Origin of the sequence: Variovorax sp. NFACC27 (assembly GCF_048301545.1) — a bacterium.
Classification (GTDB): domain Bacteria; phylum Pseudomonadota; class Gammaproteobacteria; order Burkholderiales; family Burkholderiaceae_C; genus Variovorax; species Variovorax gossypii.
Window position 1 is genome coordinate 7,350,758 of record NZ_CP157613.1, and the last position, 12,861, is coordinate 7,363,618.

Below are 12,861 nucleotides of genomic sequence, written 5' to 3' on the forward strand. Positions count from 1 at the left end.
GGGCAGGAAGCAACGCGAAAAGCGGTAAAAGGCCGCAGAAACTGCCTGAATTATCGGCCTCGTGTCCATATGTAACGCCTTCGCATTAATATTTGCGACCATTGCGCAACAGTTCTTCGCAGAGAGCCAGACGATGAAAAATCTCCTGACTGCCCTGGGCAGCCTCGCCATCGCGGGAGCCGCGCTGGCACAGACCCAGACGCAGACGCCGCCGGCAGCTCCCGCTGTGGCGCCCACGCCCGCAGCAACAGCAGCCGCACCGGCCGCACCAGTCGCGAAACCCGATCTCCAGGCCGGCTTCGTGAAATCCGTGCGCGGCAGCGTGCAGCTGCTCAACGGCGCCGGCGCCGCCCGCACCGCCAACCCGGGCGACGCGCTGGGCGCAGTCGATCGCATCGTGACCGGCCCCGACTCCTCGGCCTCCGTGGTGCTGCGCGACGACACGACGCTGGTGGTCGGCCCCTCTTCCCGGCTCGATCTCAAGGAATTCCACTTCGACGGCACCACGCGCGACGGCGGCATGCTTCTTTCGCTGCTGCGCGGCTCGATGCGCATGATCACCGGCCTGATCGGCAAGACCAACCCCGACGCGGTCCGGGTCGAGACGCAGACTGCCACCATCGGCATCCGCGGTACCGACTTCATCGTGCAAGCCGACGGCCAGCCATGACGAAGATGCAGATGCCGAAACTCCGATCCTCCCGCCTCGCCTCCCGCCTCGCCTCCCTTTTCGCGGCCACGCTGGCCGCGGCGCTGCTGGCCGCGTGCTCGACGCCCGGCACGCGGGTGGTGCTCCTGCCGCAGGCCGACGGCAAGCCCTCCGCGGTGGTGGTGCGCGCCAAGGACGGCGAGGAAGTGCTTTCCACGCCCTACCAGCGCGCCACGGCCGCGGTCGGCGCCAAGGGCGCGCCGGTGGTCGACAGCGTCGATCCGGCCAAGGTGCAGGCGGAGAACAAGGCGCTCTTCGACATGCGCCCGCCCCCGCCGCAGCGCTACACGGTGTACTTCGAGCTCGGCGGCACCACGCTGACACCGGCGTCGCAGCAGATCATGACCGAGGCGCTGGCCGCGGCGCTGGCGCGCAGCGGCGGCGACATCGTGGTCACCGGCCACACCGACACCAAGGGCAACGGCGAGCAGAACGACGAACTGTCGCGCCGCCGGGCGCAGGAAGTGGCCCAACTCTTCGTCGAGCGCCAGTTCCCGGCGAACCGCATCGAGGCCGTGGGCCGCGGCGAGCGCGACCTGGCGATCCCGACCGCCGACGAGGTGGACGAGCCGCGCAACCGGCGCGTCACCATCGAGGTCCGCTGATCGGGTCTAACAGGTAACGAGCCGAGCCCCCGGGCTCAGCTCAGGGTCACGCGCGCGAACTTGCGCTTGCCGACCTGCACCACGTAGCTGCCCGCGGGCAGCTTCAGCGCCTTGTCGCTGACCACGGCGGAGTCGATCCGCACGCCGCCACCGTCGATCAGGCGGTTGCCTTCCGAGGTCGAGGGCGCGAGGTTCGCCTGCTTGAGCACCTGAGCTATGCCCAGCGGGGCGCCCGACAGCGACACTTCCGGGATCTCGTCGGGCACGCCGCCCTTGCTGCGGTTGATGAAATCCTGCTCGGCCGCGTCCGCTGCCGCCGCGCTGTGGAAGCGCGCCGTAATTTCCTTGGCCAGCGCGACCTTGGCGTCCTTCGGGTTGCGGCCGCCCTCGACCTCGGCCTTCAGCGCCGCGATCTGCTCGAGCGACTGGAAGCTCAGCAGCGTGTACCAGCGCCACATCAGGTCGTCGGAGATCGACAGCACCTTGGCGAACATGGTGTTGGCGTCTTCGCTGATGCCGATGTAGTTGTTCTTGCTCTTCGACATCTTCTCGACGCCGTCGAGGCCCTCCAACAGCGGCATAGTGAGTATGCACTGCGGCTCCTGGCCATATTCCTGCTGGAGATGGCGACCGACGAGCAGGTTGAACTTCTGGTCGGTGCCGCCCAGTTCCAGGTCGCTCTTGAGTGCGACCGAGTCGTAGCCCTGCATCAGCGGGTAGAGGAATTCGTGGACCGAGATCGACTGGCCGGCCTTGAAGCGCTTGTTGAAGTCGTCGCGTTCCATCATCCGGGCCACCGTGTACTTGGCGGCGAGCTGGATCATGCCGCGAGCGCCCAGGGGGTCGCTCCATTCGGAGTTGTAGCGGATCTCGGTCTTCTCGGGGTCCAGCACCAGGCTGGCCTGCTTGTAGTAGGTCTGGGCGTTCGCCTCGATCTGCTCGCGGGTGAGCGGCGGGCGGGTGCTGTTGCGGCCGGAGGGGTCGCCGATGGTGGTGGTGAAGTCGCCGATCAGGAAGATCACCCGGTGGCCCAGGTCCTGAAGCTGGCGCATCTTGTTGAGCACCACGGTGTGGCCGACGTGGATGTCCGGCGCGGTCGGGTCCAGGCCCAGCTTGATCCGCAGGGGGGTTCCGGTCGCTTCGGAGCGCTGGAGCTTGCGCACCCATTCGTCCTGCGGCAGCAGCTCGTCGGCGCCCCGGAGGGAGATTTCGAGCGCGCGTCCTACACTATTCGAGAGGCTCATGGATGTAACAGATTCGGCCTTTACGGGCTTTTTTGGCTGATTTTTGGGGTGCCGAAGCTATACTCAGCCCGACTTTTCAAGCGCCGAATTCTAAGCGGCGCTTCTTTCCGCACCGTCTCCTGCCGCCCTGAACGTGACTGGGCCTTGCAGCACGGACCTGCAGAACCTGAGCTGGAATTCATAGTTTGATCAACGGCATTCTTGCCGCCGAGGAGCTACTCGCTTCTCGCGTGGCCTATACATTCCGGACGTACCCCAGGCAGATCACCGCGATCATCGCGGCCGCCTTGCTGAGCGCCGGCACCCTCGCGGTGGCCTCCCTCGGCCCCGACGCATCCGACCTCCCGGTCCACCAGATCCTCGAAGCCACGGCGCCCGTCTCGTTCGCCGACCAGAGCGAATCGCTCGAGAACTTCAGCTTCACCCTCTTCCGCACCGACGTCACCCGCTCCAGCGACACCGCCGACGCGCTGATGAAGCGCCTGGGCATCTCCGACCCGGCCGCCACCGCCTTCGTGCGCGGCAGCGTCGAGGCCCGCAATGCACTCTTCTCTCGCGCCGGCCGCACCGTGACGGCCGAGGCCACGCAGGAAAACCAGCTCAAGAGGCTCAGCGCCCGCTGGATTCCCGACGGCGACGGCGGCTTCAAGCGCTTTGTCATCGAGCGCACGCCCACCGGTTTCGCCGGCGTGACCGAGCGCGATTCGCTCACCCCGGGCACGCGCCTGGCGAGCGGCACCATCCGCACCTCGCTGTTCGCCGCCACCGACGACTCGCGCATTCCCGACGCGGTGGCGAGCCAGCTGGCCGACATCTTCGCGGGCGACGTCGACGTGCGGAACCTGCGCAAGGGCGACCGCTTCGCCGTGGTGTACGAGACCTTCGAAGCCGACGGGCAGGCGCTGCGCAGCGGCCGCGTGCTGTCGGCCGAGTTCGAGAACAACGGCAAGATCCACCAGGCCGTCTGGTTCCAGCCCCCGGGCGCGGGCCAGAAGGGCAGCTACTACCGCCCGAACGGCGACAGCCTGCGCAAGGCCTACCTGGCGACGCCGGTCGAGTTCTCGCGCGTGTCCAGCGGCTTCGCGATGCGCATGCATCCGATCCTGAACAGCTGGCGCCAGCACAACGGCATCGACTACGCAGCGCCCACGGGCACCTCGGTGCGCTCGGTCGGCGACGGCACGGTCGATTTCGCCGGCACGCAGAACGGCTACGGCAACATCGTCATCATCAACCACCGCAACAACCAGCAGACGGCGTACGCGCACCTGAGCCGCATCGACGTCAAGGCCGGCCAGGTCGTGAGCCAGGGCCAGACGGTCGGCGCGGTGGGCTCCACCGGCTGGGCCACCGGCCCGCACTTGCACTTCGAATTCCGCGTTGGCGGCGTCTATCAAGATCCGGCCTCCATCGCACAGGAAGGCGGCGCACCGATCACCGCCGCCATGCGTCCGGCCTTCGAACGCGTGGCCGTTGGCGCGCGCACCGAACTGGCTGCGGCCTTCTCCGTCATCCAGGCCAGCGCCGACTGATTCCGTCGTCGCCGCGCGGCCTCCCACCGATCCAGCCATGGCGGCCGAGCTCTTCATCGGCCTGATGTCGGGCACCTCGCTCGACGGCGTCGACGGCGTACTCGCCGACTTCTCGGGCGGCCGCATCGCGGTGCGCTCCTACGCCACGGCCGCTTTCCCCGTGGCACTGCGCGCGGAACTGCTCGCACTCAACACCCCCGGCGACAACGAACTGCACAGGGCAGCCCTTGCCGGCAACGGGCTCGCTCGGGCCTATGCCGGCGTGGTCCAGCAACTGCTGGCGGACAGCGGCACCGACGCCCGCGCCGTCACCGCCATCGGCGCGCACGGCCAGACCGTGCGCCACCGGCCGCTCGAGTTCGACGAGGTCGGCTACACACTCCAGATCAACAATCCCTCGCTGCTGGCCGAGCTGACCGGCATCGACGTGGTCGCGGATTTCCGCAGCCGCGACCTCGCGGCCGGCGGCCAGGGCGCACCGCTGGTGCCAGCCTTCCACAGGGCCTTGTTCGCGCGACCCGACGAGACGGTCGCGGTGCTGAACATCGGCGGCATCTCCAACCTGAGCCTGCTGCCGGCCACGAACACGGCCGGCGATACCTCCGTGCTCGGCTTCGACTGCGGCCCCGGCAATGCGCTGATGGACCACTGGTGCCAGGCCCACCAGGGCCAACCCTTCGACTGCGGCGGCCAATGGGCAGCCAGTGGGCAGGTGCTGCCCGGCCTGCTCGCGCAGCTTCTGGCGGATCCGTACTTCGCGCGGACGCCGCCCAAAAGCACCGGACGCGACCTGTTCAATCCGGCCTGGCTGGCTGCGCAGCTCGGCACGACGGCCATGGCGCCGGAGGACGTTCAGGCGACCCTGGCCGAGCTGACCGCTCAGGCCTGCGCGGCGGACCTCAAGAGCTATGGAAAAGATAGCAAGCTGCTGATCGTCTGCGGCGGCGGCGCCCTGAACGACCACCTGCTCGACCGGTTGCGCGCCCTGCTGCCCGGAGTGACGGTCGCAGCCTCGACCGATCACGGCCTGCCGCCCCAGCAAGTCGAGGCGGCGGCATTCGCCTGGCTTGCCCGCGCCAGCGTCCGTCGCGAGGCGGGCAATCTCGCCAGCGTGACCGGTGCGCGCGGAGAACGCGTGCTCGGCGCGATCTACCCGGCCTGAATCAGCCCTGGCCGGAAACCTCCGGCTGCGCCGGGTGCGGCGCGCGCACCTCTGATGGCAGATGCCAGAAGATCAGAGCAGAAGCCACCGTGATGAGCCCCATGCTCGCAAAGGTGGCCTGGAAGGCGTCCAGCGTGTGTGCCGGCGTATCCGTGCCGAAGATGCCGTTGTAGCCTGCCAGCACGGCGCCCGCGGCGGCCACGCCCATGCTCATGGCCAGCATCTGCACCATCGACAGCAGGCTGTTGCCGCTGCTGGCCATGCTGCCGTCCAGGTCCTTCAGCGTGATGGTGTTCATGGCTGTGAACTGCAACGAATTGACCGCGCCGAAGGCCAGCAGCTGCAGCAGGTGCAGCGCCATCGGCTGGCCAGGCGCCGTGAGCCCGAAGCTCGCCATGGTGCAGCCCACGAGGATGGTGTTGACCACCAGCACCCTGCGATAGCCATGGCGGGTGATCAGCGGCGTGGCGAAGCGCTTCATGGCCATGCCGGCCAGCGCGATCGGCAACATCATCAGCCCGGCATGCACCGGCGAGTAGCCCATCGACACCTGCAGCAGCAACGGCACCAGGAACGGCATGCAACTGCTGCCCAGCCGGGAGAACAGGTTGCCGATCAGGCCGATGCTGAGTGTCGGCACATGGAAGAGCGACGGCGAGAAAAGCGGCTCGGGCGTGCGCGCGGCGCGCAACCAGTAGGCGACGATGCTGGCGAAGCCGAAGATCAGCACGACCATCACGCCGCCCTGGCGCAGGCCCACGCCGTCCAGCGCAAGCGAGATCGCCACCATGCCGAAGGCCAGCAGGGCGTAGCCCACGCTGTCGAAGCGCTTGAGCACCACGCCGCGCAGGTCGGGCATGTACCTGAGCGTGGCGATGCAGCCGGCCAGCCCCACGGGCACGTTGATCAGGAAGATCCAGTGCCAGGAGGCGTACTGCACCAGCCATCCGCCCAGCGTGGGGCCCAGCAGGGGGCCTATGAGCCCCGGAATGGCCACGAAGCTCATCGCCTGGAGGAACTCCCCGCGCGGCACCGTGCGCAGCAGCGACAGCCGCCCCACGGGCAGCAGCAGCGCCCCGCCGAGCCCCTGCACCACGCGCGCCGCCACCAGCTGGCCCAGGCTGTGCGACAGCGCGCACAGCACCGAGCCCAGCGCGAACAGCACGATGGCCGAGAAGAAGACGCGGCGCGTGCCGAAGCGGTCGGCGATCCAGCCCGAGGCGGGGATCAGCATCGCCATGGTCAGCGCATAGGCCACCACCACCGACTGCATGCGCAGCGGGCTCTCGCCGAGGCTCGCGGCCATCGCCGGCAGGGCCGTGTTGATGATGGTGGCGTCGAGCGTCTGCATGAAGAAGCCGACGGCGACCAGCCACAGCAGGCTCTTGCGGACGGGATTGGCGGCGGCGGCTTCGGCCTCGGATGTCATGGGGGCAGGGCAGGGAAAACGGCGGGAACGAAAAAGCCGCCCGGAGGCGGCTTTTTCAGAGGGGCTGGGTGAGCAGCATTCGGCGGGAGATCAGGCCGAGAAGCTCGATCCGCAACCGCAGGTGCTGGTGGCGTTCGGGTTCTTGATCACGAACTGGGCGCCCTGCAGGTCTTCCTTGTAGTCGATCTCGGCGCCGACCAGGTACTGGTAGCTCATGGCGTCGATCAACAGCGACACACCGTTCTTGGTCATGGTGGTGTCGTCTTCGTTGGTGATTTCGTCGAAGGTGAAACCGTACTGGAAGCCGGAGCAGCCACCGCCCTGCACGAACACGCGCAGCTTGAGGTCGGGGTTGCCTTCTTCGGCGATCAGGTCGGCCACCTTGGCTGCCGCGCTGTCGGTGAAGACGATCGGCTCGGGCATCTGGGTCTGGATGTTTTCGGCTACGGCGCTCATGGACTGATAACTCCTTGGGGGGCCGGATGTGCGGCCAATGAAACGAATCCTACTGCAATGACGCAATCTCGGCAGGCCGGTACAGGCGCGCACCCCATTGCAAGTGGGGTCGGAGCGCCCACCGCCAAGGGCGTTCCAATGAAAAAGCCGCCCGAAGGCGGCTTCTTGCTCGCAACAAGCGGATCAGCGCTTGCTGAACTGCTTGCGACGACGGGCGGAGTGCAGACCGACCTTCTTACGCTCGACTTCACGTGCATCGCGCGTGACGTAGCCAGCCTGGCTCAGCACCGACTTCAGTGCTGCGTCGTAGTCGATCAGCGCACGGGTGATGCCGTGGCGCGTAGCGCCGGCTTGACCCGATTCGCCACCGCCGTGCACGTTGACCATCACGTCGAAGGTTTCGAGGTTGTTGGTCAGCGCGAGGGGTTGCTTCGCGATCATGATCGAGGTTTCGCGGCCGAAGAACTCTTGAATGTCCTTGCCGTTGACCGTGATCTTGCCCGAGCCCTTTTTCAGAAACACGCGGGCGACGCTGGATTTGCGACGGCCGGTGCCATTGTTCCATTCACCAATCATTCTCAAGGCTCCTTACAGTTCCAGCACTTTGGGCTGTTGGGCGGTATGCGGGTGCTCAGCGCCACCGTACACCTTGAGTTTCTTGATCATTGCATAACCGAGCGGGCCCTTGGGCAGCATGCCCTTGACAGCCTTTTCCAGGGCGCGGCCCGGGTGCTTGTTCTGCATGTCGCGGAAGTTGGTCGCCGTGATGCCGCCCGGGTAGCCCGAATGACGGTAGTACACCTTGTCGATGGACTTGGCGCCGGTGACGCGCAGTTGCGATGCGTTGATGATGACGATGAAGTCACCGGTATCGACGTGAGGCGTGTAAATGGCCTTGTGTTTGCCGCGCAAACGGAGAGCAACTTCGCTGGCTACTCGTCCGAGGACCTTGTCGGTCGCGTCAATCACAAACCACTCGTGCGTCACGTCAGCGGGCTTGGCGCTGAACGTTTTGGTCATGAGTTTTCTCTTGAAAAGAGGGTTTGGCGGGCCCTTTTCCACGGTCGGCGTTCCTCTGGCGGGAATCTCTTAGGTGGGTTTGAAGTCTTCGCCGCGGGGCCACAAAAACGCTGCGAAGCCCGCGATTATATGAAGAAACGGCCAAATGGCCAATTTCCGGACCTCGGACCGTTTTCAGCGCTGGATGCGGACAAGCTCCAGGGCCTCATTCGTCGCGCTGGAGTTGCCGCGCCGATGTTCGCCCTCGAACCGAACGATCCGGCCAAGTTCGGGGCTATAGAGGGCCGAGCCAACGAAGCGCGTGCCGACGAGAGAAGCGCCGGTCCCGTAGGAGGCATAGATCCACCCCTCGTAACCGATGCGCAGCACATTGAGCTCCACGCCTCCCACCCGGAACGGGCGCTCTCCACCGACCGTCACGTCCAGTTCGTGCCGCAGCCTGTCTCCGCTTGCAGCGATGTAGTCGAGATGCCAGCGCATGCCGGGCTGCATGCCCTTCCGGGCCCATCCCCCAGGAGGCGACGAAGTGTCGAACATGCCGCCAGCCGGTGATGTGACGGACACGACTTCCCCGCCGGCCTTCTCGATGCGCCCTCCCATGTTGAACGACAGCTCATCGCCGTTGACCTTGTCCAACCGATAGACCACCGGCGACCGGTTACCCGTCAACTTGTCAATCCGCACGTATTCAAGGGCGTCCCCAGGCCGCAGAGGCTCGTTCAGCGGCACTTCGACTCCGGGCACCCGCCGCTCCGACGACCCGCCGGGCTCACGGGCTCGGGCCTCCAGCATCGCCTTGGCCCGCATCGGCAGCTCCGCCAGGAACTCGACCGGCATCGCGAAATTGAGGCTGCCGCCATCGCGAGCGGCAAAGCTGGTGATGCCGAGCAGGCGCCCCTCGCTGTCGAACAGCCCGCCGCCGCTCGAACCGGGCGAGATCGCCGCGGTGGTCTGCAGCAGCCGCGCTTCCGACTCGCCGCCACCGCCGCCGCGCAGGCCCGACAGCAGCCCCTCGCTGAGGGTGTTTTCCAGCCCGCGCGGGTTGCCGATGGCATACACCCGTTGCCCCACGCGCGCGCTGCCCGCAGGCGCCAGCACGACCGGAGGCGCCGTGAAATTGGCCACCTTGATCTGGCACAGGTCGCGCGCCGGGTCCGGAAACTCCAGAGTCGCCCCGAAGGTGACGTTGTCCTGCTTGACGACGAAGCTGCTCGCCTTGGCCAGCACGTGGCAGTTGGTCACGAGGCGGCCGGGCGCGATCACCACCGCGCTGCCGGCGCGCAGGGGGCGCTCCTGGGCGTCGAAGGTACGAACCGACCAGACGCTGCCCGATACCTTGTTGAACAGCGCGTCCGGCTCCAGCGCAGCGGCCGTGCCCACCGCCAGGGCCAGGCCCAGGAACGCGGATGCCGCACGCAGCGGCCAAGCTCTCATCCGCAGACCGCTCATGGCTTGCCCGGCAGCAAGCCGTTCAGGTCGTCCATCGAAACGCGCGTTTCGGGCCTGGATTGCGACGAAGGTGGAGGGGGCGCCAGGGCCTGGCTCGGCGACGGAGCCACGGGTGCGGCAGGCGCGACCACCTTGACAGGCGCCGGCTCCTCAGGCGGCTTCACCGCCACGGCCTTCGGCGGCACCACCGGCTGCGCTGCAACCATCTCGGTCGTCCCGATCCGGACACCGGCCGTCGGCCCTTCGCCCGTCTGCGCGCTACGGTCGATGCTTCGCACCTCCCCGAAAATCAGCTGGATCCAGCTCGGATAGTTGTAGCCCGCCGCCGTGCTAGCGTCGACCACGGCGCCGATCATGCCGCCGATCAGGATGTTGCCCGCCATGCCCACGTTGGCTCGCGACACCGCCTGTCCATTGGCCGGCGCGAAGCCAGGCTGGCTGCATTCGATGTTGAGATTGGCGCCCGAGCGCCGGACCGGCACGGTGTCGCCGGAGCGCATGACCACGTCGTTGCGATCGTTGGTGACCAGGCACTTCGCGCCGTCCACCACCTTGCCCGTGGTCGTCATCGTCTCGATCTTCACGTTCTGCGTGGTGCCATGCGTCACCGATGCACAGCCCGTCAGAATAGACAGAACACCCGCGCCTGCGCACAGGCCCCAAAATCGCCATCCGACTCCTCGCATCTGCACCCTCTTTTTGTAAACCGATGTTGCGGCGCGAAAGTCTAGCGTTCCAACTCTCATTCTTCAGGCACTATTTCTCATGTTCAGTTACCGCCACGCCTTCCATGCCGGCAACCACGCCGACGTGCTCAAGCACACGGTGCTGATTGCCACGCTCGACCACCTGCTTGAAAAAGAAGCAGCCCTGACGGTCGTAGACACCCATGCCGGCGCCGGCCTCTACCGGCTCGACGGCGACTACGCCGGCACCAGCGGCGAGGCGGCCGACGGCATCCTGCGCCTTCTTTCGGACAAGAAAGATCCCGCCACCCCTGCCCCCACGGCGAAATCCGCTACCAAAAAGGTAGCGCCCGAAGCTGAGGCCCCGTTGGCCGACGCCATCGCCCGCTACCTGAGCGTGGTCCAGGACTTCAACCCCAAGGGCGGCGCCCGCGTCTATCCCGGCTCGCCGTTCATCGTGCAGCACCTGCTGCGCGACCACGACAAGCTCAAGCTGTTCGAGCTGCACCCCACCGACGCACGCACGCTGGACGCCAACATCGCCCAGCTCGAGGCTGGCCGCCAGATCACCGTCCTGCGCGAGGACGGCTTCGGCAGCGCCACCAAGTTCCTGCCGCCGCCGTCGCGCCGCGCGCTGGTGTTGATGGACCCCAGCTACGAGATGAAGACCGACTACGGCCGCGTGCTCGACTTCATGGCCGAGGCGCTCAAGCGCTTCGCCACCGGCACCTACGCGGTCTGGTATCCGATCATTCCGCGCCCCGAGGCGCACGACCTGCCGCGCCGGCTCAAGACCATGGCGACCAAGGCCGGCAAGTCGTGGCTGCATGCCACGCTGACGGTCAAGTCCAGCAAGATCACCAAGGACGCCGCCTCGGGCGAGACCCATCGGCCGGGGCTGCCGGCCAGCGGCATGTTCCTGATCAATCCGCCGTACACGCTGAAGCCGCTGCTGGCGGCCGCGCTGCCGCAACTGGTGCAGCGCCTGGGCCAGGACCGCAACGCCGCGTTCTCGCTCGATTCGGACGGCTGAGCAAGCCGCCCTCCCCGCATCTGCTTGCCTGCTTACTTGCGGCGACGGGGCGGCACAGCCGCCTTGCGCCGCGCCGGAGCCGGCGTACGCGCGCGTTGCTGCTGCGGCTCGCTCGAGGCCGCCGGTGCCGCCGCATCGCTGGCCTCGACCTGCAGGCCGCCGCAGCGCATGCCGTCGCGGTCGATCACCGTCAGCGCCACCTGCTTGATGCCCAGCCCCGTGAGGCCGATCCGGTCGGCCGCCGCGCGGCTCAGGTCGATCACACGGCCCGCCGCGTAGGGGCCGCGGTCGTTGATGCGCACCAGCACCTCGCTGCCGTTGACGAGGCTGCGAACGCACACGCGCGTGTTGAAGGGAAGGGTCTTGTGCGCCGCCGTCATGGCGGTCATGTCGAAGCGCTCGCCGCTGGCGGTCTTGCGCTGATGGAACTGGATGCCGTACCAGGAGGCTCCGCCGCGCTCGAAGATCTCGCGCGGCCCGTCGTCGGGCACGCCGTCGTCCGGGGCCTGCTCGCCGGTGCCGGAGACGGCGAGGTCATAGCGCACCGCCGGCACGCTGGAGCGCGCGGCCGCGCCCGGGGGCACCGCGATGGCGCGAGGCAGGGGCAGCAATTTCGCGTTGCCCTCGGCGTCGGTCGCAGGCGGCATCGCGCATCCCGCGAGAACGCAAGTCGCCGCGACGAGCGCCGCCCGAAGCCCCGCGCGCCCTCTCAATCGAGGCGCTCCAGCACAGCCAGCGTGGCCGCCGACTGGTTCATCGTGTAGAAGTGCAGCGCCGGTGCGCCGCCTTCCTGCAGGCGCGCGCACAGGTCGGTGACCACGTCGAGGCCGAAGGCCTTGATCGATGCCGTGTCGTCGCCGAAGCTCTGCAGCCGCAGGCGGATCCAGCGCGGGATCTCGGCGCCGCAGGCGTCCGAGAAGCGCATGAGCTGCGTCGAGCTCGTGATCGGCATGATGCCCGGCACGATCGGCGTGTCGAGCCCCAGCTTGCGCACGTCGTCGACGAAGCGGAAGTAGGCCTCTGGGCTGAAGAAGTACTGCGTGATCGCCGAATCGGCGCCCGCCTTCACCTTGGCGGCGAAGGCCTGCAGGTCGGCCTCGGGCGAACGGGCCTGTGGGTGGATCTCGGGGTAGCAGGCCACCTCGATGTGGAAGTCGCGCCCCGTCTCCTCGCGGATGAAGGCGACCAGATCGCTCGCGTACTGGAACTCGCCGCCGATGCCGTAGCCGCTGGGCAGGTCGCCGCGCAGGGCCACGAGGCGCTTGACGCCCATGGCCTTCAGCTCGGCGAGCTGCTCGCGCACCGTGGCGCGCGTGGCGCCGATGCACGAGAAGTGGCTCGCGGCGTCCACGCCCTCGGACAGGATCTCCTGCACCGCACCGAAGGTGCCCTGGTGCGTGGAGCCGCCCGCGCCGTACGTGACCGAGCAGAACTGCGGCTTGCGCGCATACAGCTGCTGGCGCACCGCGCGCAGCTTGACCGCGCCTTCGGGCGTCTTGGTCGGGAAGAATTCGAAACTCAACGGAAGGCGCACCT

14 protein-coding genes are annotated in these 12,861 nt (G+C 67.5%); 5 read left to right on the forward strand and 9 right to left on the reverse strand.

What is annotated here, in order from left to right; genetic code table 11:
* Positions 1 to 133 precede the first annotated feature (133 nt).
* Together ABL840_RS34455 and ABL840_RS34460 are read left to right on the forward strand one after the other, a co-directional pair.
* Positions 134 to 670, forward strand: coding sequence for a FecR family protein (locus tag ABL840_RS34455; RefSeq protein WP_093304598.1), 537 nt, complete (start codon positions 134 to 136; stop codon positions 668 to 670).
* 11 nt (positions 671 to 681) lie between these two features.
* A complete protein-coding gene (locus tag ABL840_RS34460; protein ID WP_093304756.1) occupies positions 682 to 1,314 on the forward strand; it encodes an OmpA family protein in 633 nt (210 codons plus the stop codon).
* 35 nt (positions 1,315 to 1,349) lie between these two features.
* Here the strand turns inward: ABL840_RS34460 and tyrS are convergent, their stop codons facing one another.
* Positions 1,350 to 2,558, reverse strand: coding sequence for a tyrosine--tRNA ligase (gene tyrS / locus ABL840_RS34465; RefSeq protein ID WP_093205800.1), 1,209 nt, complete (start codon positions 2,556 to 2,558; stop codon positions 1,350 to 1,352).
* A 185-nt stretch (positions 2,559 to 2,743) separates the two neighbouring features.
* Here tyrS and ABL840_RS34470 point away from each other — a divergent pair, with 185 nt between their 5' ends.
* Both ABL840_RS34470 and ABL840_RS34475 read left to right on the forward strand, forming a co-directional pair.
* Positions 2,744 to 4,090: a M23 family metallopeptidase gene (locus ABL840_RS34470; protein ID WP_093304600.1), complete on the forward strand. Its 1,347-nt coding sequence runs from the start codon at positions 2,744 to 2,746 to the stop codon at positions 4,088 to 4,090.
* A gap of 37 nt (positions 4,091 to 4,127) precedes the next feature.
* Entirely contained in the window at positions 4,128 to 5,252 is a 1,125-nt protein-coding gene (locus ABL840_RS34475) for an anhydro-N-acetylmuramic acid kinase (RefSeq protein WP_093304602.1), read from the forward strand.
* Position 5,253: 1 nt separating this feature from the next.
* Here the strand turns inward: ABL840_RS34475 and mdtD are convergent, their stop codons facing one another.
* The 6 genes from mdtD to ABL840_RS34505 all read right to left on the reverse strand — a co-directional run bounded on the left by mdtD (position 5,254) and on the right by ABL840_RS34505 (position 10,214).
* Positions 5,254 to 6,681, reverse strand: coding sequence for a multidrug transporter subunit MdtD (gene mdtD / locus ABL840_RS34480; protein ID WP_093205806.1), 1,428 nt, complete (start codon positions 6,679 to 6,681; stop codon positions 5,254 to 5,256).
* A 90-nt stretch (positions 6,682 to 6,771) separates the two neighbouring features.
* The gene (gene erpA / locus ABL840_RS34485; RefSeq protein ID WP_007827949.1) at positions 6,772 to 7,137 is read right to left on the reverse strand and encodes an iron-sulfur cluster insertion protein ErpA; all 366 of its coding nucleotides are present in this window, start codon (positions 7,135 to 7,137) and stop codon (positions 6,772 to 6,774) included.
* 183 nt (positions 7,138 to 7,320) lie between these two features.
* Complete coding sequence (rpsI, locus tag ABL840_RS34490) at positions 7,321 to 7,713, reverse strand: 30S ribosomal protein S9 (RefSeq protein WP_093205808.1); 393 nt, start codon at positions 7,711 to 7,713, stop codon at positions 7,321 to 7,323.
* A gap of 12 nt (positions 7,714 to 7,725) precedes the next feature.
* Positions 7,726 to 8,157, reverse strand: a complete 432-nt coding sequence (gene rplM / locus ABL840_RS34495; protein WP_093205810.1) for a 50S ribosomal protein L13 — start codon at positions 8,155 to 8,157, stop codon at positions 7,726 to 7,728.
* Between the two features lie 174 nt (positions 8,158 to 8,331).
* The gene (locus ABL840_RS34500) at positions 8,332 to 9,606 is read right to left on the reverse strand and encodes a S1C family serine protease (protein WP_093304604.1); all 1,275 of its coding nucleotides are present in this window, start codon (positions 9,604 to 9,606) and stop codon (positions 8,332 to 8,334) included.
* Positions 9,603 to 10,214 (reverse strand): hypothetical protein, encoded by a 612-nt coding sequence (locus ABL840_RS34505; protein ID WP_176947544.1) that lies wholly within the window; start codon positions 10,212 to 10,214, stop codon positions 9,603 to 9,605. Before ABL840_RS34505 ends, ABL840_RS34500 begins: the two co-directional genes overlap by 4 nt.
* Before the next feature lie 157 nt (positions 10,215 to 10,371).
* On the opposite strand from ABL840_RS34505, the gene ABL840_RS34510 reads away from it, so the two are divergent.
* A complete protein-coding gene (locus ABL840_RS34510; RefSeq protein WP_093304606.1) occupies positions 10,372 to 11,325 on the forward strand; it encodes a 23S rRNA (adenine(2030)-N(6))-methyltransferase RlmJ in 954 nt (317 codons plus the stop codon).
* A gap of 32 nt (positions 11,326 to 11,357) precedes the next feature.
* Here ABL840_RS34510 and ABL840_RS34515 read toward each other — a convergent pair whose 3' ends face one another.
* Together ABL840_RS34515 and metF are read right to left on the reverse strand one after the other, a co-directional pair.
* A complete protein-coding gene (locus ABL840_RS34515) occupies positions 11,358 to 11,972 on the reverse strand; it encodes a septal ring lytic transglycosylase RlpA family protein (RefSeq protein WP_093205816.1) in 615 nt (204 codons plus the stop codon).
* A 62-nt stretch (positions 11,973 to 12,034) separates the two neighbouring features.
* Complete coding sequence (gene metF / locus ABL840_RS34520; protein ID WP_093304608.1) at positions 12,035 to 12,859, reverse strand: methylenetetrahydrofolate reductase [NAD(P)H]; 825 nt, start codon at positions 12,857 to 12,859, stop codon at positions 12,035 to 12,037.
* Positions 12,860 to 12,861: the final 2 nt, after the last annotated feature.